The 26463-nt window shown below is 75.8% G+C and carries 25 protein-coding genes; 15 read left to right on the plus strand and 10 right to left on the minus strand.

The window, feature by feature from the left end; translation table 11 throughout:
• The first annotated feature begins 35 nt into the window (after window positions 1–35).
• Genes BLS67_RS19105 through BLS67_RS19145 form a run of 9 tightly spaced genes read left to right on the plus strand, consistent with a single transcriptional unit; the run spans window position 36 to window position 11566 of the window.
• Window positions 36–1436 (plus strand): serine hydrolase domain-containing protein, encoded by a 1401-nt coding sequence (locus tag BLS67_RS19105; protein ID WP_091248363.1) that lies wholly within the window; start codon window positions 36–38, stop codon window positions 1434–1436.
• A gap of 57 nt (window positions 1437–1493) precedes the next feature.
• Window positions 1494–3065, plus strand: coding sequence for an ABC transporter substrate-binding protein (locus tag BLS67_RS19110; protein WP_091248367.1), 1572 nt, complete (start codon window positions 1494–1496; stop codon window positions 3063–3065).
• Window positions 3066–3069: 4 nt separating this feature from the next.
• Window positions 3070–4071: an ABC transporter permease gene (locus BLS67_RS19115; RefSeq protein WP_207500740.1), complete on the plus strand. Its 1002-nt coding sequence runs from the start codon at window positions 3070–3072 to the stop codon at window positions 4069–4071.
• Complete coding sequence (locus tag BLS67_RS19120) at window positions 4071–6035, plus strand: dipeptide/oligopeptide/nickel ABC transporter permease/ATP-binding protein (protein ID WP_207500741.1); 1965 nt, start codon at window positions 4071–4073, stop codon at window positions 6033–6035. Before BLS67_RS19115 ends, BLS67_RS19120 begins: the two co-directional genes overlap by 1 nt.
• On the plus strand, window positions 6032–6775 hold the full coding sequence (locus BLS67_RS19125; RefSeq protein ID WP_091248370.1) for an ABC transporter ATP-binding protein: 744 nt from the start codon (window positions 6032–6034) through the stop codon (window positions 6773–6775). Before BLS67_RS19120 ends, BLS67_RS19125 begins: the two co-directional genes overlap by 4 nt.
• On the plus strand, window positions 6772–7908 hold the full coding sequence (locus tag BLS67_RS19130; RefSeq protein WP_091248374.1) for a M20/M25/M40 family metallo-hydrolase: 1137 nt from the start codon (window positions 6772–6774) through the stop codon (window positions 7906–7908). The genes BLS67_RS19125 and BLS67_RS19130 overlap by 4 nt, the downstream gene beginning before the upstream one ends.
• The gene (locus tag BLS67_RS19135) at window positions 7905–8786 is read left to right on the plus strand and encodes a GNAT family N-acetyltransferase (RefSeq protein ID WP_091248377.1); all 882 of its coding nucleotides are present in this window, start codon (window positions 7905–7907) and stop codon (window positions 8784–8786) included. The genes BLS67_RS19130 and BLS67_RS19135 overlap by 4 nt, the downstream gene beginning before the upstream one ends.
• The gene (gene menC / locus BLS67_RS19140; protein ID WP_242654206.1) at window positions 8777–9898 is read left to right on the plus strand and encodes an o-succinylbenzoate synthase; all 1122 of its coding nucleotides are present in this window, start codon (window positions 8777–8779) and stop codon (window positions 9896–9898) included. Before BLS67_RS19135 ends, menC begins: the two co-directional genes overlap by 10 nt.
• A gap of 27 nt (window positions 9899–9925) precedes the next feature.
• Window positions 9926–11566 carry a PucR family transcriptional regulator gene (locus BLS67_RS19145; protein WP_091248380.1) on the plus strand — a complete coding sequence of 547 codons (1641 nt, stop codon included), beginning with the start codon at window positions 9926–9928 and terminating at the stop codon, window positions 11564–11566.
• A 16-nt stretch (window positions 11567–11582) separates the two neighbouring features.
• Here BLS67_RS19145 and BLS67_RS19150 read toward each other — a convergent pair whose 3' ends face one another.
• On the minus strand, window positions 11583–13334 hold the full coding sequence (locus BLS67_RS19150; RefSeq protein ID WP_131801790.1) for a hypothetical protein: 1752 nt from the start codon (window positions 13332–13334) through the stop codon (window positions 11583–11585).
• Between the two features lie 145 nt (window positions 13335–13479).
• Here BLS67_RS19150 and BLS67_RS19155 point away from each other — a divergent pair, with 145 nt between their 5' ends.
• The 6 genes from BLS67_RS19155 to BLS67_RS19180 all read left to right on the plus strand — a co-directional run bounded on the left by BLS67_RS19155 (window position 13480) and on the right by BLS67_RS19180 (window position 17834).
• The gene (locus tag BLS67_RS19155; RefSeq protein ID WP_091248386.1) at window positions 13480–13686 is read left to right on the plus strand and encodes a hypothetical protein; all 207 of its coding nucleotides are present in this window, start codon (window positions 13480–13482) and stop codon (window positions 13684–13686) included.
• A 25-nt stretch (window positions 13687–13711) separates the two neighbouring features.
• Window positions 13712–14746, plus strand: a complete 1035-nt coding sequence (mgrA, locus tag BLS67_RS19160) for an L-glyceraldehyde 3-phosphate reductase (protein ID WP_091248388.1) — start codon at window positions 13712–13714, stop codon at window positions 14744–14746.
• 77 nt (window positions 14747–14823) lie between these two features.
• The gene (locus tag BLS67_RS19165) at window positions 14824–16167 is read left to right on the plus strand and encodes an NAD(P)/FAD-dependent oxidoreductase (protein ID WP_091248392.1); all 1344 of its coding nucleotides are present in this window, start codon (window positions 14824–14826) and stop codon (window positions 16165–16167) included.
• A 53-nt stretch (window positions 16168–16220) separates the two neighbouring features.
• The gene (locus BLS67_RS19170) at window positions 16221–16910 is read left to right on the plus strand and encodes a hypothetical protein (RefSeq protein ID WP_131801791.1); all 690 of its coding nucleotides are present in this window, start codon (window positions 16221–16223) and stop codon (window positions 16908–16910) included.
• Between the two features lie 16 nt (window positions 16911–16926).
• On the plus strand, window positions 16927–17646 hold the full coding sequence (locus BLS67_RS19175; RefSeq protein WP_091248399.1) for a mycothiol-dependent nitroreductase Rv2466c family protein: 720 nt from the start codon (window positions 16927–16929) through the stop codon (window positions 17644–17646).
• On the plus strand, window positions 17643–17834 hold the full coding sequence (locus tag BLS67_RS19180) for a hypothetical protein (protein WP_091248402.1): 192 nt from the start codon (window positions 17643–17645) through the stop codon (window positions 17832–17834). Before BLS67_RS19175 ends, BLS67_RS19180 begins: the two co-directional genes overlap by 4 nt.
• 131 nt (window positions 17835–17965) lie before the next feature.
• Here BLS67_RS19180 and BLS67_RS19185 read toward each other — a convergent pair whose 3' ends face one another.
• The 9 genes from BLS67_RS19185 to BLS67_RS19225 form a co-directional block, all read right to left on the minus strand.
• Entirely contained in the window at window positions 17966–18532 is a 567-nt protein-coding gene (locus BLS67_RS19185) for a DUF6578 domain-containing protein (protein WP_091248405.1), read from the minus strand.
• Window positions 18529–19287: an SDR family NAD(P)-dependent oxidoreductase gene (locus BLS67_RS19190; protein ID WP_091248616.1), complete on the minus strand. Its 759-nt coding sequence runs from the start codon at window positions 19285–19287 to the stop codon at window positions 18529–18531. The genes BLS67_RS19185 and BLS67_RS19190 overlap by 4 nt, the downstream gene beginning before the upstream one ends.
• A gap of 44 nt (window positions 19288–19331) precedes the next feature.
• On the minus strand, window positions 19332–19745 hold the full coding sequence (locus tag BLS67_RS19195; protein ID WP_091248407.1) for a cupin domain-containing protein: 414 nt from the start codon (window positions 19743–19745) through the stop codon (window positions 19332–19334).
• A complete protein-coding gene (locus tag BLS67_RS19200; protein ID WP_091248409.1) occupies window positions 19745–20065 on the minus strand; it encodes a putative quinol monooxygenase in 321 nt (106 codons plus the stop codon). Before BLS67_RS19200 ends, BLS67_RS19195 begins: the two co-directional genes overlap by 1 nt.
• 78 nt (window positions 20066–20143) lie before the next feature.
• Window positions 20144–21124 carry a Gfo/Idh/MocA family protein gene (locus BLS67_RS19205; protein ID WP_091248413.1) on the minus strand — a complete coding sequence of 327 codons (981 nt, stop codon included), beginning with the start codon at window positions 21122–21124 and terminating at the stop codon, window positions 20144–20146.
• Window positions 21121–21585, minus strand: a complete 465-nt coding sequence (locus BLS67_RS19210; RefSeq protein WP_091248416.1) for an SRPBCC family protein — start codon at window positions 21583–21585, stop codon at window positions 21121–21123. Before BLS67_RS19210 ends, BLS67_RS19205 begins: the two co-directional genes overlap by 4 nt.
• The gene (locus BLS67_RS19215) at window positions 21582–22454 is read right to left on the minus strand and encodes a 3-keto-5-aminohexanoate cleavage protein (RefSeq protein WP_091248420.1); all 873 of its coding nucleotides are present in this window, start codon (window positions 22452–22454) and stop codon (window positions 21582–21584) included. The genes BLS67_RS19210 and BLS67_RS19215 overlap by 4 nt, the downstream gene beginning before the upstream one ends.
• A 4-nt stretch (window positions 22455–22458) precedes the next feature.
• On the minus strand, window positions 22459–23874 hold the full coding sequence (locus tag BLS67_RS19220; protein WP_242654207.1) for an NAD(P)/FAD-dependent oxidoreductase: 1416 nt from the start codon (window positions 23872–23874) through the stop codon (window positions 22459–22461).
• Window positions 23875–24031: 157 nt separating this feature from the next.
• Entirely contained in the window at window positions 24032–26374 is a 2343-nt protein-coding gene (locus BLS67_RS19225; RefSeq protein WP_091248427.1) for an EAL domain-containing protein, read from the minus strand.
• Window positions 26375–26463 lie beyond the last annotated feature (89 nt).

Consider the following 26463-nt stretch of genomic DNA (forward strand, 5'->3'; position numbering starts at 1 on the left):
CGGCAGCTCGCCCGGCGCCCCTAGCGTCCACCGCCATGACGAGCGCGACGAGCACCACGGTGGAGCAGGTCGGGGCCTGGCTGGCCGACCGGCTGCCGGCCCTCCTGGCCGAGCACGACGTGCCGGCCGCAGCCGTCGCGGTGTCCGTGGGCGGCGAGGTGGTCGAGGCCGCCGCGGGGCTGCTCAGCCGCACCACCGGTGTCGAGGCCACGACCGACTCGGTGTTCCAGATCGGCTCGGTCACCAAGGTCTGGACGGCGACCCTGGTGATGCAGCTGGTCGACGAGGGCGCGGTCGACCTCGACGCCCCGGTGCGCCGGTACCTGCCCGACCTGCGGCTGGGCGACGAGTCCGCCGCCGCGGCGATCACCGTGCGGCAGCTGCTGGCGCACACCGCCGGCTTCGAGGGCGACGTGTTCACCGACACCGGCCGCGGCGACGACGCGCTGTCGACCTACCTCGGCGAGCTCGCCGGGGTCGCGCAGCTGTTCGCCCCCGGCGAGCTGTTCAGCTACAACAACGCCGGCTACTGCGTGCTCGGCCTGCTCGTCGAGGTGCTGCGCGGCAAGCCCTACGACCAGTGCCTCACCGACCACCTCATCACCCCGCTGGGCCTGACCACCGCCTCGCCGAGCCCCTACGAGGCGATCGTGCACCGGGTCGCCGTCGGCCACGTGACACCGGCCCCGGGCGCCGAGCAGGTGGCCGCACCGGTGTGGGCGATGGTCCGCTCGAACGCCCCGGCCGGGTCGATGCTGGCCATGTCGGCGCGCGACCTGGTCGGCTTCGGCCGGCTGCACCTGTCCGGCGGGGTTGCCCCCGACGGCACCCGGCTGCTGGCCGAGGCCACCGTCGCGGCCATGCGCGAGCCGCAGGTGCGGCTGCCCGAGCTGCGGGTGCTGGGCGACGCGTGGGGCCTGGGCTGGGAGCTGTTCGACGGCCCGGGCGGGGTGCACGGCCACGACGGCAACACCATCGGCCAGGCCTCGTTCCTGCGCCTGGTGCCCGAGCACGACCTGGCCGTCGCCCTGCTGACCAACGGCGGCAACCCCTACGCCCTGTACGCCGACGTCGTCGGGCACGTGCTGCGCGAGCTCGCCGGCCTCGAGCCCCGGGCCCTGCCCACCCCGCCGGCCGACCCCGCGCCGGTGGACCCCACCCGGTTCACCGGCACCTACGAGAGCCTCGTCTACGACCTCGTCGTCAGCGCCGACGAGCAGGAGCGCATCTGGCTGCAGATCGTGCCCAAGGACCCGCTGGTCGACCTGACCGACGGCCCCGAGCGCACCGAGCTGGTCGGCTTCGGCCCCGACGCGCTCATCCCGGTGCAGGGCCAGATGGGGCTGCACATCCCGCACGTCTTCCTCGGCGACGACGGCTCGGGCCGGGCCCGCTTCCTGCACCTGGGCCGCGCCGTGCGCCGTGCCGACGCCTGACCTGCCCCCGCACACCCCGCCCCGTCCAGCCCAGCCCCGCCCCGAGAGGACCCCCGCATGAGGCACGTCCGCACCGCCGCCGGACTCGGCGTCACCGCCCTCGCGCTCGCCGCTTGCGGCGGCGGCTCCGGGGGTGGTGGCGAGGCCGTCTCCGGCGGCACCTTCGTCTTCGCCGTCGCCGCCGACCCGGGCAACCTGGACCCCCAGGCGTCGGCGGCCAGCGGGCTGTTCCAGATCACCCATTTCGCCTACGACTCGCTGCTCGGCCTGGACGCCGACGGGGAGGTCGTCTCGCAGATGGCCACCGACTGGTCGGTGGACGGGTCGACGGTCACGCTCACGATGGACCCCGACGTCACCTGCTCCGACGGCACGCCGTTCACCGCCGAGGACGCCGCGGAGAACATCAACTACGTCGCCGACCCGGCCAACCAGAGCCCGTTCCTCGGGGTGTTCGTGCCCGACGGCGTGACCGCCACGGGCGCCGAGGACGGCACGGTCACCCTGACCCTCGCCGCGCCGGCGCCGTTCGTGCTCAACGGCCTCGCCGGGGTGCCGATGGTCTGCTCGGCCGGGCTGGCCGACCGCGACTCGCTCACCGACTCGACGCTGGGCACCGGTCCCTTCCAGCTCACCGAGGCCGTGCCGAACGACCACTACACGTACACGGTGCGCGACGACTACACCTGGGGCCCGGACGGTGCGAGCACCAGCACCGAGGGGACCCCCGACCAGGTGGTGTTCCAGATCGTGCCGAACGAGACCACCGCGGCCAACCAGCTGCTGTCCGGCGAGGTGAACGCCGCGCAGATCATCGGCCCGGACTTCGACCGGCTGGAGTCGGCGGGGCTGTTCTCCACCAGCGTCACCGCCGTCCTCGGCGAGCAGTGGTACAACCAGACCGCTGGCCGCCCGGCGTCCGACCCGGCCGTCCGGCTGGCCCTCACCCAGGCCGTGGACTTCGAGCAGGTCGCCAAGGTGCTCAGCGCCGACCGCGGTGGCCCCGGCACCAGCTTCGCCGCGTCGGCCCCCTCCGCGTGCGGCGGCGACTCGGTCTCCGACGCGATGCCGGACGTCGACGCCGACGCCGCCGCCGCGACCCTCGACGCGGCCGGCTGGGTCGCCGGCGCCGACGGCACCCGGGCCAAGGGCGGCACGCCGCTGGCGATCACGTTCCTCTACGACACCGAGCTGGGTGCCAGCGGCTCGGCCGCCGCGGAGCTGGTCACCACGGCCTGGCAGGACCTGGGCGTGACGGTGGACGTGACCCCGCAGGACGAGACGGCGTCGATCAGCACGCTGTTCGGCTCGGGGGACTGGGACGCCGCCTGGGTGCAGCTGAACGTCAGCAGCCCCGACCAGGTGGTGCCGTTCGTCTCCGGCACCGTGGTGCCCGACGGCAACAACTTCGCGCACATCGCCAACCCCGACTACGACGCCCTCGTCGCGCAGGCCAGCACCATGGAGGGCACCGACGGCTGCGACACCTGGCTGCAGGCCGAGGCGGCGCTCGTGTCCTCCGCCGACGTCTTCCCCTTCGCCAACCAGGAGTCGACGTTCTTCGGCTCGGGCGCGGAGTTCGCGCTCGGCGACGGCCTCATCCCCACCAGCATCCGCATGCAGGGCTGAGCCGGTGACCGCCGTCGCCCCGGCCTCCGCCGTCGGGACGCCGTCCCGACGGATGGCCGACAACCCGTGGCTGGCCTTCGCGGTGCGCCGCACCGGCCGGCTGCTGGTCTCGCTGTGGGTGCTGGTGACGGCGTCGTTCCTGATCCTGCACCTCATCCCGGGCGACCCGGTGCGGGCGGCGCTGGGGCCGACCGCACCGGCCGCCCTGGTCGCCGCCCGCCGGGCGTCGCTCGGGCTGGACCGGCCCCTGTGGGAGCAGTACGTGGACTACCTGCGCGGGGTGCTGACCGGCGACCTGGGCTCGTCGCTGGGCTCCTCGCTGCCGGTCTCGCGGATCATCGGGCAGCGCCTGCCGGCCACCCTGGAGCTGGCGCTGCTGGCCTTCGTGGTGGTGGTCGCGCTCGCCGTGCCCATCGGGGCCGGGATGGGCGTGCTCACCCGGGGTGGGCGGCGGCGCGGCGGCGAGCTGGCGTTCTCCTCCGCGAGCACGGTCGTCGGCGCGGTGCCGGACTTCGTGCTCGGCGTCGGGTTCGTCTACGTCTTCAGCGTGACGCTGGGCTGGCTCCCGGTGGCCGGGCGCACCGGGCCGTCGTCCTACGTGCTGCCGGTGCTCGCCCTGGCCGTCGGCCCGGCGGCGGCGCTGGCCCGCATCGTGCGGGTGGAGATGCTCACCGCCCTGCGCAGCGACCACGTGCGGACGGCGCGGGCCAAGCGGCTGCCGGCCTGGCAGGTCAACCTCGGCCACGCGCTCCCGCACGCGCTGACGGCCTCGATCACCCTCGGCGGGCTGCTGCTCTCGGCGCTGGTGGCCGGCACCGTGCTGGTGGAGAACGTCTTCTCCTGGCCGGGCCTGGGCTCGACCATCGTCTCCTCGATCCTGGAGAAGGACTACCCCGTCGTGCAGGGCGTCGTGCTCGTGTACGGCGCCGGAGTGCTGCTGGTGAACCTGGCCGTCGACGTCGTCCTGTCCCTGCTCGACCCGCGCTCCGTCATCCGGGAGAGCTGATGACCACCATGGCGCCCGGGGTGCTCGTCCCCGTCGCCGACCGACCGGCCGCCCGTGGCCGGTGGGGGTCGGTGCTGCGCACGCCGGTCGGCATCGGCGCCGGGGTGCTGCTGGCCGCGGTGCTGGTGCTCGCCGTCGTCGCGCCCGTCGTGTGGGGGGCGCAGGCCGAGGCCGTGGACACCGACGCGATCCTGCAGGGGTCCTCGGCCGCGCACCTGGTGGGCACCGACAACCTGGGCCGTGACCTCTTCGCCCGCACCATGGTGGCCACCGGCCTCTCGGTGCGGCTGGCGCTGACCGCCACCGTGCTCACCGTGGTGCTGGGCATGCTGCTGGGTGCGGCGCCGCTGCTGCTGGGCCGCCGCGCCGGCCGGCTGGTCACCGCGGGCATCGACATCGCCGTCGCGTTCCCCGGCCTGCTGCTGGCGCTGTTCTTCGCCATCGTGTTCGGGGTCGGCGCCACGGGCGCGGTGCTGGCCATCGGCGTCGCCGGGGCGCCGGTGTTCGCCCGGCTCACCTCGACGCTGGCCGCCGGGGTCGCGTCGCGGGACTACGTGCTGGCCGCGCGGGTCGCCGGGGTCGGCCGGTTCCGCGTGCTGCTGCGCCACGTGTTCCCCAACATCGCCGAGCCGCTGGTCGTCAACGCGACCATCGGCGCCGGCGGTGCGCTGCTGGCCTTCGCCGGGTTGTCGTTCCTCGGGCTGGGGGTGCAGGCGCCGGACTACGACTGGGGCCGGCTGCTGCAGGACGGCCTGTCGGGCATCTACCGGCACCCGGAGGCCGCCCTGGCCCCCGGCCTGGCCATCGTCGTCGCCGGGCTGGCGTTCAACCTGTTCGGCGAGGCCGTGGCCAAGGGCATCGGGCTCACCTCGGCCGCCGGGGTCGTGCGCGGCCGCCGCGCCGCCGGGGCCGACCGGCAGCCGGCCACCGAGCGCGGCCCGGTGGCCGGGCAACCCGTGCTCGACGTCGAGGACCTCTCGGTGGCGTTCCCGGGTGCCGGTGGCCCGGTCCGGCCGGTGCGCGGGGTGACCTTCTCGGTGGGGCGCGGCGAGGCCGTGGGCGTGGTGGGGGAGTCGGGGTCGGGCAAGTCGCTCACCGCGCTGGCCGTCGCCCGCCTGGTCGAGGCGCCGGGCGAGGTGACCGCGGCCCGGCTGGACTTCCGGGGCACCGACCTGCGCACCGGCGGCGAGCGGGCGCACCGCCGGCTGCTGGGCACCGGGTTCGCGATGGTCTTCCAGGACCCGATGACCTCGCTGAACCCCACCCGGCGGATCGGCCACCAGCTGGCCGAGGGCGCCCGCCGGCACCAGGGCCTATCCCGGGCGGCCGGGCTGGCCCGCGCGGTGGACCGGCTGCGCAGCGTGCGGGTGCCCGAACCCGAGCGCCGGGCCCGCCAGTACCCGCACGAGTTCTCCGGGGGCATGCGCCAGCGGGCGATGATCGGCATGGGCCTCATGGGGGAGCCCGCGCTGATCGTGGCCGACGAGCCGACCACCGCCCTCGACGTCACCGTGCAGCGCTCGGTGCTCGACCTGCTCGCCGCGATCCGCCGCTCCGACGACGTCGCCCTGCTGCTGATCAGCCACGACGTGGCGGTCGTGCGCGAGGTGTGCGACCGGGTGCTGGTGATGTACGCCGGGCGCATCGTGGAGGACCTGCCCGCCGACCGGCTCGCCGCGGGCCGGCACCCCTACACCCGGGCCCTCGTGGCCACCGTCCCGGACATGGCCGTCGACCTCGACGCACCCCTGCCGGTGATCCCCGGCCGGCCGGTCGACCCGTCGGCGCAGCCTCCCGGGTGCGCCTACGCCGCGCGCTGCCCGCTGGCGTCGGACCGCTGCCGGGCGGAGGACCCACCGCTGGCGGCCGACGCGTCGGGGAGCCGGGTGGCCTGCTGGCACGCCGACGAGGTCGCCGACGGGGCGCTCGCCGCCGCCGGTGCGGCACGGGAGGAGGTCGCGTGAGCGAGCTGGTGTTCGACGACGTGACGGTGCGGTACGGCAACGCCCGCACCGGGCACACCGCGGTGGACGGCGTGCGCCTGGTCGTGCCCGACGGTGCGGTGGTCGGCCTGGTCGGCGAGTCGGGGTCGGGCAAGTCGACCCTGGCCAAGGCTGCGGTCGGGCTGGCACCGGTGACCGGTGGGGCGGTGCTGCTGGACGGCGTGCCGGTGCCCACCCGCCCCGGTCGCCGTCCCGTGCAGATGGTGTTCCAGGACCCGTACTCCTCGCTGGACCCGCGGATGACGATCGGCGACAGCATCGCCGAGGCCGTGCCGCGCGGCACCCCGCGGGCGCAGCGCCGGGCCGACGTGCTCCGGTTGCTGGAGCTGGTCGACCTGGACCCGGCCCGGGCCCGCGCCCACCCCGCCCAGCTGTCGGGCGGGCAGCGGCAGCGCGTGGCCGTCGCGCGGGCCCTGGCCGCCCGGCCCGACGTGGTGATCGCCGACGAGATCACCTCGGCGCTCGACGTGTCGATCCAGGGCACGGTGCTCAACCTGGTGCGCCGGCTGCAGCGCGAGCTGGGCACCTCGATGCTGTTCATCTCGCACAACCTGGCCGTGGTGCGCTACGTCGCCAGCACCATCGCGGTGATGCGCGAGGGCCGCATCGTCGAGCAGGGCCCGGCCGAGCAGGTGCTCGGCGACCCGGCGCACGAGTACACCCGCGAGCTGCTGGCCGCCGTGCCCGGGGCGGTCCGGTGACCGAGCTCCCGGCCGACGTGCTGGCCGACATCCACGAGCTGGTCTCCTGCGAGTCGCCCTCGGACGACCTGGCGGCCGTGGCCCGCAGCGCCGACGTCGTCGCCCGGGTCGGCACCCGCCGGCTGGGGTGCGAGCCCGAGCGCATCGTGCTCGAGGGCCGCACCCACCTGCGCTGGCGCCTGGGGGAGGGTCCGCCACGGGTGCTGGTGCTGGGTCACCACGACACCGTCTGGCCCCTCGGGTCGCTGGCCACCCACCCGTCCACGGTCGTCGACGGCGTGCTGCGCGGCCCGGGCAGCGTGGACATGAAGGCCGGCCTGGTCGTCGCGTTCGCCGCGGTGGCCGCGCTCGAGGACCCGGCCGGGGTGACCGTGCTGGTGACCGGCGACGAGGAGCTGGGCTCGCCGTCCTCCCGGACGCTGATCGAGGACGAGGCCCGCGGCTGCGCGGCCGCGCTCGTGCTGGAGGCCGCCGCCGACGGCGGGGCCCTCAAGACCACCCGCAAGGGCGTCTCGCTGTACCGGGTCGCGGTCACCGGCCGCGCCGCGCACGCCGGGCTCGCGCCCGCCGACGGCGTCAACGCCGGCGTCGAGCTGGCCCACCAGGTGCTCGCGCTGACCGCCCTCGGCGACCCCGACCTCGGGACGACGGTCACCCCGACCGCGTCGGCGGCGGGCACCGTCACCAACACCGTGCCGGCGCAGGCATGGGTCGCCGTCGACGTGCGCGTGCCCGACGCCGCCGAGCAGGACCGGGTCGACGCGGCGGTGCGGGCGCTGCGCCCCGTGCTGCCCGGCGCCCGCGTGGAGGTGACCGGCGGACCGAACCGACCGCCGATGGAGGCCGCCGCCGCGCTGCTCGACCGGGCCCGTGCGGTCGCCCGCGGGCTCGGGCTGCCCGAGCTGCGCGGTGCCTCGGTCGGGGGCGCCTCCGACGGGAACTTCACCGCCGGCGTCGGGGTGCCCACGCTCGACGGGCTGGGCGCGGTGGGCGGGGGCGCGCACGCCGACGACGAGCACGTGCTGGTCGCCGAGCTCGCGCCGCGGCTGGCGCTGCTCACCGCGCTGCTGGCCGACCTGCTCGCCGACGTCGCGGACGAGCCGGCCGGGCCGGCCGACGGGGGCCGGCGGTGACCACGTGGACCGTCGCCGACGACGCCCAGCTGGCCGCCGACGCCGCCGGGCGCGCGGCGGGGGTCGCGGTCCGGACGATCACGGCGGTGCCGGACCTGGCCGCGGTCGCCGGCCTGCTGGGCGCCATCTGGCAACGGGCCGACAGCCCGCCGTTGAGCACCGAGCTGCTGCGGGCGCTGGCGACGGCGGGCAGCTACGTGGCCGGCGCGTACGACGGGGACGACCTGGTGGGGGCCTGCGTGGGCTTCTTCGCCGAACCGGCCGCCGGGTCGCTGCACAGCCACATCGCCGGGGTCTCCGGGGCCGTGCGCGGTCGCAGCGTCGGGTTCGCGCTCAAGGTGCACCAGCGCGCCTGGGCGCTGGCCCGCGGGGTCGGCGAGATCACCTGGACCTACGACCCGCTGGTCGCCCGCAACGCCTGGTTCAACACCGGCAAGCTCGGCGCCGCCGCGGTGGCCTACCTGCCCGACCACTACGGCGGCATGCAGGACGCGCTCAACGCCGGCGACGAGACCGACCGGTTGCTGGTCCGCTGGGACCTCGCGGCGCCGCAGGTCGTGGCGGCCTGCCGCGGCGGGGCCCCGGGTGCCGCCGTCCCGCCCGGCGCGGCGGTGGCGCTGGGCTGCTCGCCCGACGGCGCCCCGGTGCCCGGTCGCACCGACGCACCGGTGCTGCTGGTGGCCGTGCCCCGCGACGTCGAGGCGCTGCGCCGCACCGACCCGGCGCTGGCCGCGCGGTGGCGCAGCGCCGTCCGGTCGGTGCTGCACCCGGTGCTGGCCGACGGCGGGCGGATCACCGGCTTCGACCGCGCCGGGCGGTACGTGCTGCACCAGCGCGGCGCAGAGCACACGACAGGGGAGAGGCAACCGTGGAGCTGATCGACTCGACCGTCGAGGGGGTCGAACTGCGGCGGGTCGGGCTGCCCCTGGTGTCGCCGTTCCGCACCTCGTTCGGCACCCAGACCCACCGCGACGTCCTGCTGGTCCGGGTGGTGACCGCCGACGCCGAGGGCTGGGGCGAGTGCGTGGCCATGGCCGACCCGCTGTACTCCGAGGAGTACGTGGACGGCGCGGTCGACGTGCTGCGCCGCTTCCTGGTGCCCCGGCTGGCCGCGGCCGGGCGGATCGACGCCGCGGCGGTCGCCGAGGTGCTGGCCCCCGTGCACGGGCACCGGATGGCCAAGGCCGCCCTTGAGCTCGCGGTGCTCGACGCGCAGCTGCGGGCCGCCGGCACCCCGCTGTCCCGGCACCTCGGCGCCGTGCACGACCGGGTGCCGTGCGGGGTGTCGGTCGGGATCATGGACTCGGTGCCGGCGCTGCTGGACGCGGTGGGGGAGTACCTCGACCAGGGCTACGTGCGGATCAAGCTCAAGATCGAACCCGGCTGGGACGTCGAACCGGTGCGCGCGGTGCGCGAGCGCTTCGGCGACGACGTGCTGCTGCAGGTCGACGCCAACACCGCCTACACCCTCGCCGACGCCCGGCACCTGGCCCGGCTGGACCCCTTCGACCTGCTGCTGGTCGAGCAGCCGCTGCCCGAGGACGACGTGCTGGGGCACGCCGCGCTGGCCCGGCAGATCCGCACCCCGGTCTGCCTGGACGAGTCGATCACCTCCGCCCGGGCCGCGGCCGAGGCGATCACCCTGGGCGCCTGCTCGATCGTGAACGTCAAGCCCGGCCGGGTCGGTGGGTACCTGGAGGCCCGGCGGATCCACGACGTCTGCGCCGCGCACGGGGTGCCGGTCTGGTGCGGCGGGATGCTGGAGACCGGGATCGGCCGGGCGGCGAACGTGGCGCTGGCGGCGCTGCCCGGGTTCACGCTCCCCGGGGACACCTCGGCGTCGGACCGCTACTACCGCACCGACGTCACCGACCCGTTCGTGCTCGACGGCGGCCACCTCGGCGTGCCCACCGGGCCCGGCATCGGCGTCGTCCCGGTGCCCGAGGTGCTCGAGGACGTGACCACCTGGCGCGAGTGGCTGCCGGTGTGAACCGGACGGATCAGTAACGTCGACCCGGTGACGGGAGCTCCGGCAGGTCTGCGCCGGGTCCTCGACGACCTGGGCACGACGCTGCTGGACCTGCTGCACGGCGACCCCGACGCCGTCCCGCGGCTGGGCGGGGTGGCCATCCACGACCCCATCGACGAGCCCGAGCTGCCCCCGGCCGCGCTGGTGCTGGGCGTGGGCGTCGGCGGAGCGGCGGCGACCATCACCTTGCTGACCCAGCTCGGCCGCCGCGGTGCGGCCGGGCTGGTGCTGCGGGCGCCGGTGACGGTGACCCCGGCGGTGCTGGCCGCGGCCCGGGAGTCCGGCGTGGCGCTGCTGGGGCTGACCCGCGGGGCGACCTGGGCGCAGCTGGCGGCCATGCTCCGGGTGCTGCTGGCCGAGGGCGACGTCGGCGCGCAGACCGCCGAGTCGCTGGGCGGGCTGCCCTCGGGCGATCTGTTCGCGCTGGCCAACGCCGTGGCCGCGCTGGTCGACGCGCCGATCACCATCGAGGACCGCAGCAACCGCGTGCTCGCGTTCTCCGGCCGGCAGGACGAGGCCGACCCCGGACGCATCCAGACCGTGCTGGGGCTGCAGGTGCCCGAGGTCTACTCCCGGGTGCTCACCGAGCGCGGGGTGTTCCGCGAGCTGTACCGCTCCACCGGGCCGGTCCTGGTCGAGCCGGTGACCCCGCTGGACGGCGCCGGTGCGCTGCCCCGCGCGGCCATCGCGGTGCGGGCCGGTGACGAGGTGCTCGGCTCGATCTGGGCGGTGCTCCGCGACGGCCTGAGCCCCGACCGGGCCCGCGCCCTCGGTGAGGCCGCCACCCTGGTCGCCCTGCACATGCTGCGGGTGCGGGCCGGCGCCGACGTGCAGCGCCGGCTGCAGGCCGACCTGGTCTCCACGGCGCTGGAGGGGGGCGCGGGCGCGCGGGAGGCGCTGCACCGCCTGGGGCTGGCCGACCGCTCGGTGGTGGTGCTGGCCCTGGCGGCGCTGGACCCCGCCGCCGGGGTCGACGCCGCCAGCGACGCCGGGTCGGCCAACGACCGCCAGCGGCTGGCCGACGCGTTCGGGGTGCACCTGTCCGCCGTCCACCCCCGGTCGGCCACCGCGCTGGTCGGCCACGCCGTCTACGGGCTGGTGCCGGTCACCGGCGAGGACGCCGACGCCCGGGCCGTGCGGATCGCCACCGACTTCCTCGACCGCATCGGGCCGCGCATCCCCGCCGTCGTCGGGATCGGCCCGGCCGGCCGCGACGTCGCCGGCCTGGCCGCCGCCCGGGTGGCCGCCGACCGCGCGCTGCGGGTGCTGCGGGTGCGCGCCGGTGCGGCGGGAGGCGGTGCGGTGCGGGTGGCCCGGGCCGACGACGTCCACGTCGAGGGGCTGCTGCTCGAGCTGCACGACCTGGCCGAGGCCCGGGGTGACCGGCCGGCCGGGCCGGTGGCCCGGCTGGGGGAGTACGACGCCGCGCACGGGGCGCAGCTGGTGCCCACGCTGCGGGCCTGGCTGGACGCCTTCGGCGACGTCCCGGCGGCCGCCGCGGCGCTGTACGTGCACCCGAACACGTTCCGCTACCGCCTGCGCCGGGTCGCCGAGGTCGGCGGCATCGACCTGGGCGACCCCGACGTCCGCTTCGCCGCGATGGTGCAGCTGCGCCTGCTGGACCGCTGAGGGGCCGGGCCCCCGATCAGGCGCGCAGGACGTCGTCCGCGCTGCCCACGACCGCGAACGTCGTCGTCCCGTCGGTGCCCGAGACGACGGCGGCCCCCGAGGCGGACACCCAGCCCCAGCCGGCGGCGAGGTCGGGCACGACGGTGGACCCGTCGGCGGCGGTCAGGGTGACCTCCGCACCGGGCGGGGCGGCGACCACGACGAACCGGAACGCCGGCCCGTCGGGGTCGGTGACCACGCAGTCGGTGGCCACGACGAGCCGGGCGAGGTCGGTCCCGGCCGGGTGGCCGGCGCCCCCGCAGCTGGCGACGGCGGTGTACCCGCCCGACGTGGCGTGGTGGTAGGCGGCGGTCCCGGTGGTGGTGACGACGGCGCCGCCGGGCAGGACGGCGGCCACGGTGGCGGTCTCGACGACCTGGCCGGTCGGCATCCGGGCGCTGCCCGCGCCCAGGACCGTGATCGCCAGGTCCGCCGGCGCCCAGGAGGTGGCCGCGCTGACGGCGTCGACCGCCGCCGCGTAGGCGGTGGCCGCGACCTGCTCGGTGCCCGACCGGCTGGTGGGCACGCTCCCCGGGTCCGGGGCGACCGCATCGACGACCAGCGGCACCCGCCCGTCGGTGGGCGCGCCGGGGCCCACCGCGTACCGCACCCCGGCCGCCGACGAGCGGTCGACGGCCAGGACGGCGACGCCGTCCTCGGTGGGCACCTCGCGGTAGTCCCGCGCCCCGCTGCCCAGGGCAGGGTCGACGTCCACCCCGGGGGACACCTGGACCTCCGTGCCCTCGGCGGCGACGACGACCAGCTCCACCCGGCCCCGGTCGGGATCGGTCACCGCCACGGCGGCGGCCAGGTCGTCGGCCGCCCCCGTCGGGTCGCCCTCCGCGGTGGGGGTGACCGTCAGCTGCCCCGGTCCGCTCCCGGCGGCGCCGGTCAGCCACGCGAGCTGGGTGCCCCCGTCCGCGGCGCGGCCCATCAGCACCACGCGGGTGCCGTCGACGTCCCCGCCGTACACGAGGCGGTAGCCCGACCCGGGCAGTCCTGCGGCGTCCAGGCGCCGCTGCAGGTCGGGCAGCACCCCTGGGTCGTCGGCCAGCTCACCGCGCGGCGCGCCCGCGTAGGCCCCCGCCAGCACCGGTGCCGACGGTGCCGACGCCGGCACCGGTCCGGGGAGGTGGTCGGGCACGAGGACCGCACCGGCGACGGCCGCGGCGGCCACGACGACGGCGAGACCGGCGCGCCGCCGCCGACGGGTGACCGCGACCCCGACGGCGTCCGCCGCCGCGTCGTCGTCGAACGCGGACGCGTCGTGGGCGGCGGCCAGCGAGGCGAGCCGCTCGGGGAGGCGGGTGGGGTCGGGCACCTCGCCGACCAGCCGGCGCGCGGCGGTGTCGGGGTCGGCGCCCGGCACGAGGTCCCGGATGCGCGCGGGGGGCCAGTCCTCGGCGAAGCGCAGCACGACGGCCGCCCGCTCGTCGCGGGTGAGGCCGGCGAGGGCGTCGGCCAACCGGCCGGCCGCGGCTAGGTCGTCCTCGGTGAGCCACCAGACCGGCGCCCCCGCGCTGAGGGTCGCGCCGTCCCCGACCCGCCGGCGGCGGAAGGTGCGGACCACCGCGACGACCGCGCCGTCGTGGCCGGGCGGGACCGGGCGGGCACCGGCCAGCGCCGCGACGACCAGCCGCCAGGCGCTGCCGACGTCACCGGTGAGCAGCACGGCGGTGGGCAGCACCTGCCGCCAGCGCTCCCGCGCGAGCGCCGCCCTGGTGTCCACGAGCACCCAGGATGCCCCGGATGCCGGGCGTCTGCACCGGGTCGGCCCGCCGGAGGGGCCGGACCCCCGTCAGGGACGGTGGCGCGGGCGTCAGGGAGACGTCAAGGGCGTGGTCCGCCGGGCCCGGTGGACCCAGGATCACGGGGTGACCACGACGACGACCACCCTGCTCACCGGCCTGTGCCGACCGACCACCTGCGCGACGGTGCACGCCGTCGAGGCGCACCGGAGCAGCGACGAGCTGGACGGCGGACCCGAGCTGGCCCTCTGCGGTGCGGTGGTCTCCGTCGCGGACACCCCGTGGACGCCGACCGCACCGGGTGCCTGCCCGGCCTGCGCCTGCACCTGCTGAACCGGGGGGAGGCAGGATCAGCGGCATGGCCTACGAGGCGGCGCAGACCCGCTACGACGACATGACCTACCGCCGCACCGGGCGCAGCGGCACCGACCTGCCCGCGGTCAGCCTGGGCCTGTGGCACAACTTCGGCGACGACGTGCCCTTCGACCGCCAGCGCGACATCCTGCGCCGGGCCTTCGACCTGGGCATCACCCACATCGACCTGGCCAACAACTACGGCCCGCCCTACGGGTCGGCCGAGACCAACTTCGGCCGCCACCTGCGCGACGACTTCGCGCCCTACCGCGACGAGCTGGTGATCAGCACGAAGGCCGGCTACGACATGTGGCCCGGCCCCTACGGCCAGGGCGGCGGCGGGCGCAAGTACGTGCTGAGCAGCCTCGACCAGTCGCTGCGGCGGATGGGTCTGGAGTACGTCGACGTCTTCTACAGCCACCGGCCCGACCCCACCACGCCGCTCGAGGAGACGATGGGGGCCCTGCACACCGCGGTCACCAGCGGCCGGGCGCTGTACGCCGGCATCAGCTCCTACGGCCCCGAGGACACCCGGCGGGCGGCGGCGATCCTGGCCGACCTGGGTACGCCGCTGTTCATCCACCAGCCCAGCTACTCGATGCTCAACCGCTGGATCGAGACCGAGGGTCTGCTCGACGTCCTGGCCGAGGTGGGTGCCGGGTGCATCGCGTTCTCGCCGCTGGCCCAGGGCATGCTCACCAGCAAGTACCTGGACGGCGTCCCCGAGGGCTCGCGGGCCAGCCAGGGCAAGTCGCTGTCGACCGACCTGCTCACCGACGACGCGATCGAGCACGTGCGCGCGCTGAACACCCTGGCCGAGGGCCGCGGGCAGTCCCTGGCCCAGCTGGCCCTGGCGTGGGCGCTGCGCGACGAGCGGGTCACCAGCGTGCTGGTCGGCGCCAGCAGCGTCCGCCAGCTCGACGACAACGTGGGGGCCCTGGCGAACCTGGCGTTCACCGCCGACGAGCTGACCGCGATCGAGCGGCACGCCGTCGACTCGGGCATCGACCTCTGGCGGGCGCCCCGCACCGCGGGGTGACCCACGAGACGGGTTCGACCTCGTCGGTGCGGGGCAGGTCCTGACCACGCCTGCACCCGCACCGACGAGGAGAACCCATGAGCCGCCCCAGGATCGTCGTCGTCGGGGGAGGGTTCGCCGGGTTCCACGCCCTCCGCAAGCTCGAGAAGACCATGCCCCCCGAGGCGGCCGAGCTCGTGCTGGTCAACCCCAGCGACTACCTGCTCTACAGCCCGCTGCTGCCCGACGTCAGCGCCGGCGTCGTCGAGCCGCGGCACATCGCGATCAGCCTCCGCCAGCAGCTGCGCCGCACCCGAGTCGTGCTGGGCAGCGCCACCGCGGTCGACCACGGCGCGAAGACGGTCACCGTGCGGACGACGGACGACGGCGGCGCCACCGAGGAGGTCGTCACACTGGCCTACGACCGCCTGGTGCTCGTGCCCGGGTCGATCACCCGCCAGTTCGACATCCCCGGTGTCGCCGAGCGCGCGCACGGGGTGAAGACCCTGGTCGAGGCCCAGTTCCTCCGCGACCACCTGCTCCGCCAGCTGGACCGGGCCGACGCCCTGCCGGCCGGTCCCGAGCACGACGCCGAACGCCGCGCCCGCATGACCGTCGTCGCGGTCGGCGCGGGCTACACCGGCACCGAGATCGTCGCCCAGCTGCAGTTCTGGCTGGAGACCATCGCGCAGCGGTGGTCGACCGTGCGTCCTGCGGACATCTCGTGGGTGCTCGTCGACCTGGCGGAGAGCGTGCTGCCCGAGCTCGGCCCCGAGCTGGGCGAGAAGGCGCTGGGTGCGCTGCGCCGCCGCGGCATCGACGTGCGGCTGGGCGTCACGGTGAAGGAGGCGCGGGACGGCGAGACCGAGCTGACCGACGGCTCGACCATCCCCAGCCGCACCCTGGTCTGGGGGGCCGGGGTCGCCGCCAGCCCGCTGGTCCAGACCCTGGACCTGCCGCTGCAGAAGGGGCGGCTCGTCGTCCGGCCCGACCTCACCGTGCCCGGCGCCGACGGGGTGTTCGCCGGCGGCGACGCGGCCGCCGTCCCCGACCTGACCCAGGAGGGCACCCCGATGACCCCGCCGACCGCGCAGCACGCGCAGCGGCAGGGCACCGCGCTGGGCCGCAACGTGGCCGCCAGCCTGGGCGTCGGCGCGGCGAAGCCGTACCGGCACCGCGACCTCGGCCTGGTCGCCGACCTCGGCGGCTGGGACGCCATCGCCAAGCCGTTGGGCATCAGGCTGCACGGTCCGGTGGCCAAGCTGGTGGCCCGCGGCTACCACCTGTACGCGCTGCCGTCGGTGGCCAACCGGGTGCGGGTCGGCACGGACTGGCTGCTGGCCGCGCTGCTGCCGGCCCAGTCGGTCGAGGTCACCCGCATCCGGCCCGACCAGGCCCTGGTCAGCACCGCCCAGCAGTCGCAGGCGCACCTGCGCGGCTGATCCCCCCGCCGGCGGGTCGTCCGTGCGATCCTGCGGCGGACGGAGGGGGAGCGGTGCGGGCAGCACGTGCGGTGGCGGCGGTCGCGCTGGTCGGTCTGAGCGTGTCGGGGTGCCGGCTCGGCGCCGCGCTGGGCGCGGAACCGGCAGTCGCGACGGACGCGACCTCGGCGTCCGTCGCGACGACCAGCCCGTCGGCGGCGCCGGCCCCCGCCGTCGTCCCGCTGGCCGTCGTCCCCGGCGCCGGTGCCGACGACCTCCTCTCCGTGACCCGCGGCGAGGTGCAGGTGGGGTTCGCGCCGCCGCTCACCGACTGGCCGGAGCCGTGCCAGGTCGACGACGCAGCGCTGGAGTACGTGCCGATCACCATCAGGTTCAGCGGCGACGAGCTGGCCGGCCGGCTCACCGTGACCATCACCGCGGCGACGCCGGCCGACGTCGGCCCGATCGGGGTGTTCTTCGACGACGCGACCGACCCCTACTGCCAGGGGGACCCCGCGTTCCCGTCGTCGGACACGTTCTGGTCGCACGGCAACGGCGGCCGCACCACCGCCTACGTCGTGCTCCAGGACGCCGTCGGCCCCGCCACGCCGCAGGGTCGGCCCGACGTCGTCTCCAGCCTCGAGATCCGGGTCGACGACCTGCGCCGGCACGCATCCGGCGACGCCCCGCTGCGGTTGACGGCGCCCACGGTCGGCGCGCTCTGCCCCGACGACGACGACGCGATCTGCGTGCCCCTGCCCTGACCGCGAGACTGGGCCGGTGACCGACCTCCGCTTCTGGTTCGACCCGGTCTGCCCCTTCGCCTGGCTCACCAGCCGCTGGGTCGAGGAGGTGGCCCGGCAGCGCGAGTACTCCGTCGAGTGGCGGTTCATCTCGCTGCGGCTGCTCAACGCCCACGTCGACTACGCGGCCCACTTCCCGCCCGAGTACGAGGCCGGGCACACCGCCGGCCTGCGGCTGCTGCGGGTGGCCGCCCGCGTGCGCGACGAGCACGGGGACGACGGCGTCGGCCGGTTCTACGCCGCGGTCGGCACCGGCATCCACGACGCCGAGCCGGTCGGTGCCACCCCCGGCCACGACCGCCGCGGCACCCGGGAGTTCCTCGCCCCGGTGCTGGCCGACCTCGGCTTCGCCCCCGACCTCGCCGACGCCCTGGACGACGACGCCCTCGACGCCCGCATCCGGACCGAGACCGACGAGGCGCTGGCGCTGGCCGGCAAGGACGTCGGCACCCCGATCCTGCAGTTCCTCCCGCCGGACGGCCTGGCGTTCTTCGGCCCGGTCATCAGCCGGCTGCCGGCCCCCGAGGACGCCGTCGCGCTGTGGGACCACGTCGTCGGCCTCGCCTCCTTCCCGGGGTTCACCGAGCTGAAGCGGTCGCTGCGCGAGCGCCCCCAGCTGCGCAGCTACGGCGTCGAGCCCGGCGAGGTGGGGGAGACCGAGGACTGGCACGGCGGCAGCCGGCGGCAGAAGCGGTGACCGACCTGCTGCTGGCCGACGTCCGGCCGTGGGGCGGCCCGCCGGTCGACCTGCTGGTCACGGGGGACCGCATCACCGACGTCGTCCCCGCCGGGTCGGGCTCGGACGGCGGGCGGGTCGAGGGCGGCGGGCTGCTGGCGCTGCCCGGCGGCCGGGTCGTCGTCCGCGACGGCGAGCTGCTGGTCTGACCTCCGCCGCGGGGTGGCCCGACGTCCTGCACGGTGGCCGGCCGTCGTCCACCGCGTCCACCGTCGGGGATGTCCGGCCACCCCGGTGCCGGCGAGGGTGCGCGTGACCAGCCGACCCGGGTCGGCCCGGGTCACGGGTCCAGCTGCAGGTCGACCAACCACCCGGACTCCGCGCGGTAGGAGGACTGGTCCCGGGGTGGGACGGTGTCGGCCCGGTCGGCGACGCCGTCGGGTGCGGTGTCGACGTCGCGGTGCTCCTCGCTGCCCGGCACGGACACGAACGTGCGCCCGCCGTGCGCGGCGTACCAGGTCGACGACTGGCCGGTCGCGGCCGTCGTCCCCTCCTGGTGCAGGCGGCTGATCACCCGGATGCGGGTGATCCGGCCGGTCACCGGGGGCAGGTCGTCCCACCCGTCGCCGCCGTGCCAGGTCGCCGACAGCCGGGCACGGAGGCGCACGGTGCCCACCGGCAGGTGCGCAGACAGGTCGCTCCACCCTGCCTGCAGGCCACGGGCCGCGAGCACCCGTGCGGACCAACCGGGCCCGGGGTCCGGGGCCGGTGTCGCCGTCCAGACGTCCTCGGGGGCGGTGTCGTCGAGGACGGCGAGCAACCGCCAGCTCACCCGGTCGCCGATGGCCAGCGGGCCGCCGCAGCAGCCGAGCTCCCAGTCGGCGACCTCGACCTCGATGCCGGTCATCGCAGGTACGAGGCGCCGTTGACGTCGAGGACGGCGCCGCTGCACCACAGCGCATCGGGACCGGTCAGGAACGCGACCGCGGCGGCGACCTCCGGCGGCTCGCCGACCCGGCCGAACGGGCTCTGCGCGCGGATCCCGTCACCCACCGGCCCGGCCAGCAGCGACGTCGCCATGTCGGTGGCCACGAACCCGGGGGCCACCGCGCTGACGCCGATGCCGTGCCCACCCAGCGCCAGGGCCAGGGACTGGGTCAGCGAGTGCACCGCGGCCTTCGACGCCCCGTAGGCCATCGCCTGCGGCTCGCCGCGGAAGGCGCCCCGGGAGCCGACGGTCACGATCCGGCCGCCCGCGGGACCCTCGGGCCGGTCGAGCAGGTGCCGCACGACCTGCCAGCTCACGTTGGCCGTCCCGACCACGTTGACCGACAGGACCCGGTGCCACGATGCCTGCCACTGCTCGTAGTCCGACTCCTCGATGACCAGCGGGTCGTGCGCCGCGGCGTTGTTGACCAGCACGTCGACCCCGCCCAGCCCGGCCACCGCGTCGGCGACCAGCGCGGCCACCGCCGCCGGGTCGGCCAGGTCGCCCGAGACCAGCAGGTGACCCTCGCCCGGCAGGCCGGCGAGCACCGCCCGGCCGGCGTCGAGGTCCCGGCCGGCGTGCACGGCGACCGCGTCACCGCGGGCGGCCAGGGCGTGGGCGATCGCGGCACCGATGCCGCGGGAGGAACCGGTGACCAGGGAACGGGTGCGCACCTCCGGCACGGTAGCCGTGGTGGAGGTGCGCACCCTCCGTCGTGTCAGCTGGCGTGCGCGGGGCGGTGCGGGTGGCCCTCGACGGCGACGACGATCGCCTCCTGGGTGCTGCGGGCCACGATCATCTCGACCGGCTCGGTCTCGCTGGCGTTCTGCTCCCAGTGCACGATGCCCGGCGGGATGAACACGAAGTCCCCGGCGTGCGCCTCGCGGACGTCGTCGAGCTCCTCGCCGACCCACCAGCGGGTCACCCCGCTGATGACGAAGATCGCCGTCTCGGACTCGCCGTGGTGGTGCACGCCGGTCTTGCCGCCGGGCTCCAGGACGGCGTAGCCCATCCAGAGCTCGGACGACCCGGTCTTGTCCGCGCAGATCGCGGCGAACCGTCGCAGCCCCGGCGTCTGGGCGGTGCGGGTGTCGCGCTCCTCCGGCCCGATGACCCGGACGTCCAGCGGCATCAAGCGATCCGCTTGAGCCGGGTGATGGTCAGCCCGTTCTCGTCCAGCAGCTCGTCGATGCGGCCGGCGAACTGCACCAGGTGCGGGGTGGCCAGGTGGGCGTCGAGGTGGGCCGGGGACTCCCAGTTCTCGTAGAAGAAGAACGTGCCCGGCTCCTCGACCGCCTCGTGCAGGTCGTAGTTGACGTACCCGTCCTCCTGGCTGGTGGGCTCGATGAGGGCCTCGAGGCCGGCGCGGAGCTCGTCGGCCTTGCCGGGGGCGGCCTTCATGTACGCGATCACGGTGAGCAGGTCACGGCGGTCGTCGGTGGGGGTGGGCATCGTCGCTCCAGTCCTGGGTGCGGGTCGGTCGGGTCCACCCCATCGCCCCAGCCGGTGGTGCACAACCCACCGGGTGTCTCAGTTCTGCGACACCCCGGCCAGCAGCTGCTCGCACAGCTCCATCGTCACGACGTTGTCCTGCGCGCTGCGGTCCGGGGCCACCGGCGTCGCGGCGAAGGCGGTCAGCTCGCCGACGAAGCCGCGCAGGTGGAGGTCCTGCTCGCCGCCGGACATCGTGCTGCTCGCCGGGACCAGGCGCTCGACCCGCTCCTGCGGGGCCTGCCACCCCCCGCTGCCGCCGAACCGGATCTCGGTGGTGCGGGAGTCCACCACCTCGACGACCGCCTGCTCGAAGGCGATCTCGACGACGTCGACCTCCGAGGAGTGGGCCGGCGACGAGGCCAGCCGCAGGGTGCCGTGCACCTGCGGCGCCACGGTCAGCAGTGCGCTCAGCGTCGATCCCGACGCGTGGGTCGAGGTGGTGGCCTGCACGGTGTGCGGCGCGCCGAGCAGGAAGGGCACCAGGTCGACGTGGTGCACGGCCGCCAGGGTCAGGAAGGACCGGACGTCGGGGGCGAACGCCCGGGTGTCGGCGGCGAACCGCACGTCGAAGCCCACCGGAGGCCCGAACCTGCCCGACCGGACCACGTCCCGCAGTGCCACGAGGGCCGGCGCGTGCCGCTTCATGAACCCCGCCCGGAGCACCACCCCGGCGTCGGCGGCGTGGTCGGCGAGCCGGCGGGCCTGCGCCGCGTCGGTGCCCAGCGGCTTCTCGCACAGCACGTTCCGGCCCGCTGCCAGGACCGCGGCCACGATGTCCGGCTGGTCGGCCGGCTGGGCGCAGACCACGACGTGCCGCACGTCGGGCTCGCCGGCCAGCAGGTCGGCCACCGAGCCGTACGGCGTCCCGGCGGAGCCGGCGGCGGCCAGGGCGGCCCGCGACCGGTCGACGTCGCGGGTGGCCAGGGCGGCGATCTCCAGGCCGGCTGCCCGGATGGCCGGGACCAGGTTGACCCGGGCGTGGTGCCCGGCCCCGACCAGGGCGATGCGCTCGGTCACCGGCCCTCGGCGATCTGCTTGATCGCCGCCAGCGTCGCCGGGATGCCGCTGCGCGCTGCCTCCTGGCGGGTGGCGATCTCGTGCGCTGCGCGCTCTCCGTGCTTCTGCGCCATGAACTGCAGGCCGGCGTCGGCGAACTCCCACGACTCGGTCAGCCGGGTGCCGCCCTCGACCGGCTCCAGGTCGTAGCGCCAGAACACCTTGCGGTCGTTGACGCTCCAGGCGAAGGCCCGTGGCCGGTCGGCCTGCTCGACGGTCGACCGGGTCTCCCAGGTGCGCTCCGGGGTCTCCTGGCGGCCGCCGAAGACGTCGCCCACCGCGCCCGAGCCGCCGTCGACCCACCAGCACTCCCGGCACTGCGGGCTCCACTCGCCGGTGCGGGTCACGTCCGTCACCAGGTCGTAGACGACCTCGGGGGCAGCGGCGACGACGATCGAGTCCGACAGGCGCAGGCTGGTCATGCCCCGAGTGTGGCGGCCCGGACCTCCGCCGGTGTGGCCACCCGCCGTCCGCCGGCCTCGACCCGGGCGACGGCGGCCCGCACCAGCTCCTCGTTCGAGGTCGGGCACCCCAGCGGGGCGTCCTCGAGGCCCACCCGCACGTGCCCGCCGCGCTCGACCGCGACGTCGGCCAGGTCGCCCAGCTCGACGCCCAGGCCGGCCACCATCCACGGCCCGCCCGGGTCGCAGTCCTCGAGCAACCGCAGGTGGGCGTCCAGGGCCCAGGTGGCGGGCGGGAAGCCGAAGGTGAACCCGTCGCTGAACATGAACCGGTGCACCGGCCGGGGCGCGGCAGGTACGCGCAGCGCGGCCCCGAGCCGGGTGAAGCCGGGCTCGTAGACGGCGAAGCTGGGTACCAGCCGGTGCTCGGCGCAGACGGCCAGTCCGGCCCGGACGTCGGCCGGGCTGTTGGCGTACAGGAATCCCTCGCCCCCCGCGGCCAGCTCGTCGGTCGTGGCCACCACCAGCGACCCGGGGTCGACGACGGCCCACTCGACCAGGCCGGCCCGGGCCAGCCGGTCGACGGTGTCGTACCGGGCCCGCCCGGCCGAGGCGTCCGCAGCGGGCACCGGCCCCATCGGGACCGTGGGGTAGCAGATCACGTCGCGGGCGGACCGGATCGCCTCGAACACCGGGGCGTACAGCTCGTAGGCCTCGCGCGGGCGGCCGGCGTCGTCGAAGGCGTGCAGGTGGACGACGGCGGCGCCCGCGTCGGCGCAGGCGACCGCCTGGGCCACCAGCTCGTCGGCGGTGACCGGGGCCAGCGGTTGACGGCCGGTGCCCCAGGTGCCGTTGAGCGCCACCTCCAACCAGACGGGGGTGGCGCTCACGGCATCAGGCGACGGTGCGGTCGGCGGGCTGGTCGATCCGGATCGGGTCGGCCGCGGTGCCGTGCAGACCGCCGGTCTGCGCGACCTCGAAGTCCGGCCCCAGCTTCTCCAGCGCCAGCCGGCCGTACACCTGCTGCTGGGTGGCCACCCGCTGGGCGCGGCCCTTGCCCAGGAAGGAGACGATCCAGCTGAACGTGGTGGTCAGCCGGCTCTTGAACCCGACGATGTAGACCAGGTGGACCAGCAGCCACATCATCCAGGCCAGGAAACCGGTGACCTTGAACTTGCCGAGGTCGGCGACGGCCTTGTACCGGCTGATGGTGGCCATCGAGCCCTTGTCGAAGTACTCGAACTTCTCCTTGTGCTTGCGCCCGGAGACCGTCGCGGCGATGCGGTCGGCGGCGAAGCGCCCACCCTGGATGGCGACCTGGGCGACGCCCGGCAGCCGGTCCAGGCTCATCATGTCGCCGACGACGAAGACCTCGGGGTGCCCGGGCAGCGTGAGGTCGGGCTGCACCTCGACCCGCCCGGCGCGGTCGATCTGCACGTCGCACTGCTGGGCCAGCAGGGCGCCCAACGGGCTGGCCTGCACACCCGCGGCCCAGATCTTCGTGGCCGCGGTCACCCGGCGGGTGGTGCCGTCCTTGGTGTCCTTGACGTCCAGGCCGTTGGCGTCGAGGCCGGTGACCATCGCGCCGAGCTGGATCTCCACGCCGATGTCGCGCAGCTGCTTGGCCGCGTTCTGCTGCAGCTTCTCGGCGAAGGGCGGCAGGACGACGGGGGCGGCGTCCATGAGGATGACCCGGGCGGTCTTCGGGTCGATGTTGCGGAAGTTGTCCTTCAGGGTGCGGCGGGCCAGCTCGGCGATCTGCCCGGCCATCTCCACCCCGGTCGGGCCGGCGCCGACGACGACGAAGGTCAGCAGTCGGTCGATCTCGGCGGGGTCGGTGGCGACCTCGGCCATCTCGAAGGCGCCCAGGATGCGGCCGCGCAGCTCGAGGGCGTCGTCCACGCTCTTCATGCCCGGCGCGAACTGCGAGAACTGGCTGTTGCCGAAGTAGGACTGCCCGGCGCCCGCGGCCACGATCAGGTGGTCGTAGGCGTGCACGGTCTCGCGGCCCAGCAGCCAGGAGGTGACGGTCTTGTCGGCCAGGTCGATGTCGACGACCTCGCCGAGCACCACCGAGGCGTTCTTCTGCTTCTTCAGGATGTCGCGGGTCGGCGGGGCGATCTCGCCCTCGCTGATGATCCCGGTGGCCACCTGGTACAGCAGCGGCTGGAAGAGGTGGTGGCCGGTCTTGGCGACCAGGGTGATGTCGACGTCGGCCTTGCGGAGGCGCTGGGCGGCGAACAGACCGCCGAATCCGGAGCCGATGATGACCACGCGGGGACGGCGGGCGGTGGTCGGGTTCGTGGGCACAGCAGCTCCGGATGTCGTCATGATGTCTCCCATGGTCCCACGACGGGTCGGGCCACCGTGGATCTCCCCGGCGCGCCAGCGCGCCGCTGGGCACAGCCTGCCCGCCGGGCCCGGCGACCGCCACCTCCGTGCCGGCTGAGGACCGCTGAACCGGCGGTCACGGACGGTCGGCCGCCAGCTGCCGCTTCGTGGCGTACATCCTCCGGTCGGACTCGTGCAGCAGCGCCCGGAAGTCGTCCCCGTCGTCGGGGAAGACGCTCGTGCCGGCGGCGGCGGTGATGCTGATCGCGCCGCCGCCGCCGCCGCCGACGTCGGCCGGCTCGGCGACGGCCGCGAGCAGGGCGCGGGTGATCTCCGCGGCCTCGGCGTCGGCGTGCCCCCGGCGCAACCCGGGCAGGGCGACCAGGAACTCGTCGCCGCCGAGCCGGGCGCACAGGTCGCTGTGCCGCAGCCGGGAGTCGATCCGCCGGGCGACGTGGACGAGCAGCTCGTCGCCGGCGGCGTGGCCGCGTGTGTCGTTCACCGCCTTGAAGCCGTCCAGGTCGAGGAAGAGCAGGGCGACGGCCGTGCCGTCGGCCCGGGCCGCCCAGAGCAGGGTCTCGAGGTCGTCCTGGAAACGGCGCCGGTTGGACAGGCCGGTGAGCGGGTCGGTCCAGGCCAGCCGCTCGATGCGGGAGAGGTACCGGGAGGACCGGTCCCGTTCGCGCTGCAGCTCGAGCTCGGCCTCGACCCGGGCCGTGACGTCGTGCTGCACGCCGATGTACTGGAGGACGGCGCCGTCGCGGTCGACCACGGGCGCCAGGTGCACCTCGTTCCACCACGGGGTGCGGTCGGGGCCGCGGTGGTTGAGCAGCGTCTCCCTGCACTCCCGGCCGGCGGCGACGGCAGCCCGGACCCGGGTCACCGCCGCGTGGTCGGTGCCCGGGCCCTGGAGGAACCGGCAGTTGCGCCCGAGCAGCTGGTCCGTGGGCAGGCCGGACAGCTGCTCGAAGGCGCGGTTGACGAACACCAGGGGCTGGTCCGCCACGGTCATGTCGACGATGCACACCCCGCTGGCGGTGGCCCCGAGGGCACGCTCGAGCAGCGATCCGGCGGCCTCCGGTCCGGGCGTGGTACCGGCGGGCGGCGGGGGGTCCTGGGCGCGGGACCGCCGCGGGGGCGTGCCGGACACCGCAGGCGGGGGGGAGACCCGGGGGGCCACCCGGGACACCAGCGCCCGGGCCGCGGCGACGACGGTGTCGCGTCGGTAGGTCAGCGCGAACTCGAAGCCGCGCTCCGCCTCGGGGACGTCGTCGCCGAGGTCCCGGGCCAGCAGCGCGACCGCGAAGTGCGGGCTCAGCACGACGACGTCCCACTCGTCGCGGAGCGGGTCGGCCAGCGCCAGGGAGGCGCCGCGCAGGCCGGCGACCGGTTCGGCCGGGACCTCGTCCCCCAGGGCGCAGACGAAACCCACCGAGGCCACCAGGTCGCGGTACCGCTGCGCTGTGGTCGGAGTGAAGTGGCGGGCGTGCTGGAACGCCGATGCCACGATGCATGAGTCACCCAGCCGCAGCGCCTCCCGCTCGATCTGCTTGGTGACCTCCAACAGCAGCCGCTTCGACCCCTGCCGCACGGTGGCCGAGGCCGGGAGCAGGTCGAAGGGCGACCCCAGCTCGTCGGACGAGCCCTCGACCGGTTCCTCCGGATCGGGCAGCGGGAGCCCTGGGGCGCTGACCTCCCACCGGTCGGGCGACCCGACCGGTGGGGCGGGCGCGGGCCGGCCGAACAGCCAGCCCTGACCCAGGGTGGCGCCCAGCGCCAGGGCGACCGCGAGGTGCTCCGTGGTCTCGACGCCCTCCGCCACGACGAGCGCGCCGCTGTCCTCGGCGTAGGCGTTGACGGCGTTCATCACCTCGGCGACCGCGGGGCCGGGCCGGTCCTGGACCAGCCGCAGGTCGAGCTTGACGACGTCGGGCCGCAGCAGGGGCATGAAGGCGATGGACATCGCGTCGGCGCCCACGTCGTCCAGGGCCACACCCCACCCGAGCTGCCGCACCCGGGCGACGGTCTGCAGCAGCTCGGCCGGGCGCTCGGCCAGCGCCCGCTCCGTGATCTCGAGGACCACCCGGAGCTGGCCCGGTGCCCGCTCGGCGATCCGCCGGAGCTCACCGAGCGGGGCCCGGTCCAGGACCTCCGGCTCCACGTTGACGAAGAGGGTGAGGGGAGCGACGAGGCCGGCCGCCACGGCACCGCGCACCGCCGAGGTGCGGCACGCCTCGTCGAGCTCGGTCAGCAGTCCGCTCTCGCGTGCCGCGGCGAAGAGGGCGGTGGGCGACTCCCACGGACCGGCCGGGCCGCGGGCCAGGGCCTCGCAGGCGACCACGCGTCCGGTGCGCAGGTCGACGATGGGTTGGAAGACGCTGGTGACCTGCCCGCCGCGGATGACCTCCGCGATGCCCCGTGGGTCGGTCGTCGTCGGGGGGACGTGGTGGGCGCGCAGCGGCGGGTCGGTGGTGGCCATGGTGTCCTGCTTCCGGACGGGACCACCGATCCGGTGGTCCGCGCGCGAGGACCCGCCCGCCGGCCGGTCTCGCGGCCGCGGGGAAGGGC

Origin of the sequence: Klenkia soli (assembly GCF_900103975.1) — a bacterium.
In the GTDB taxonomy this organism is placed as follows: Bacteria; Actinomycetota; Actinomycetes; order Mycobacteriales; family Geodermatophilaceae; genus Klenkia; species Klenkia soli.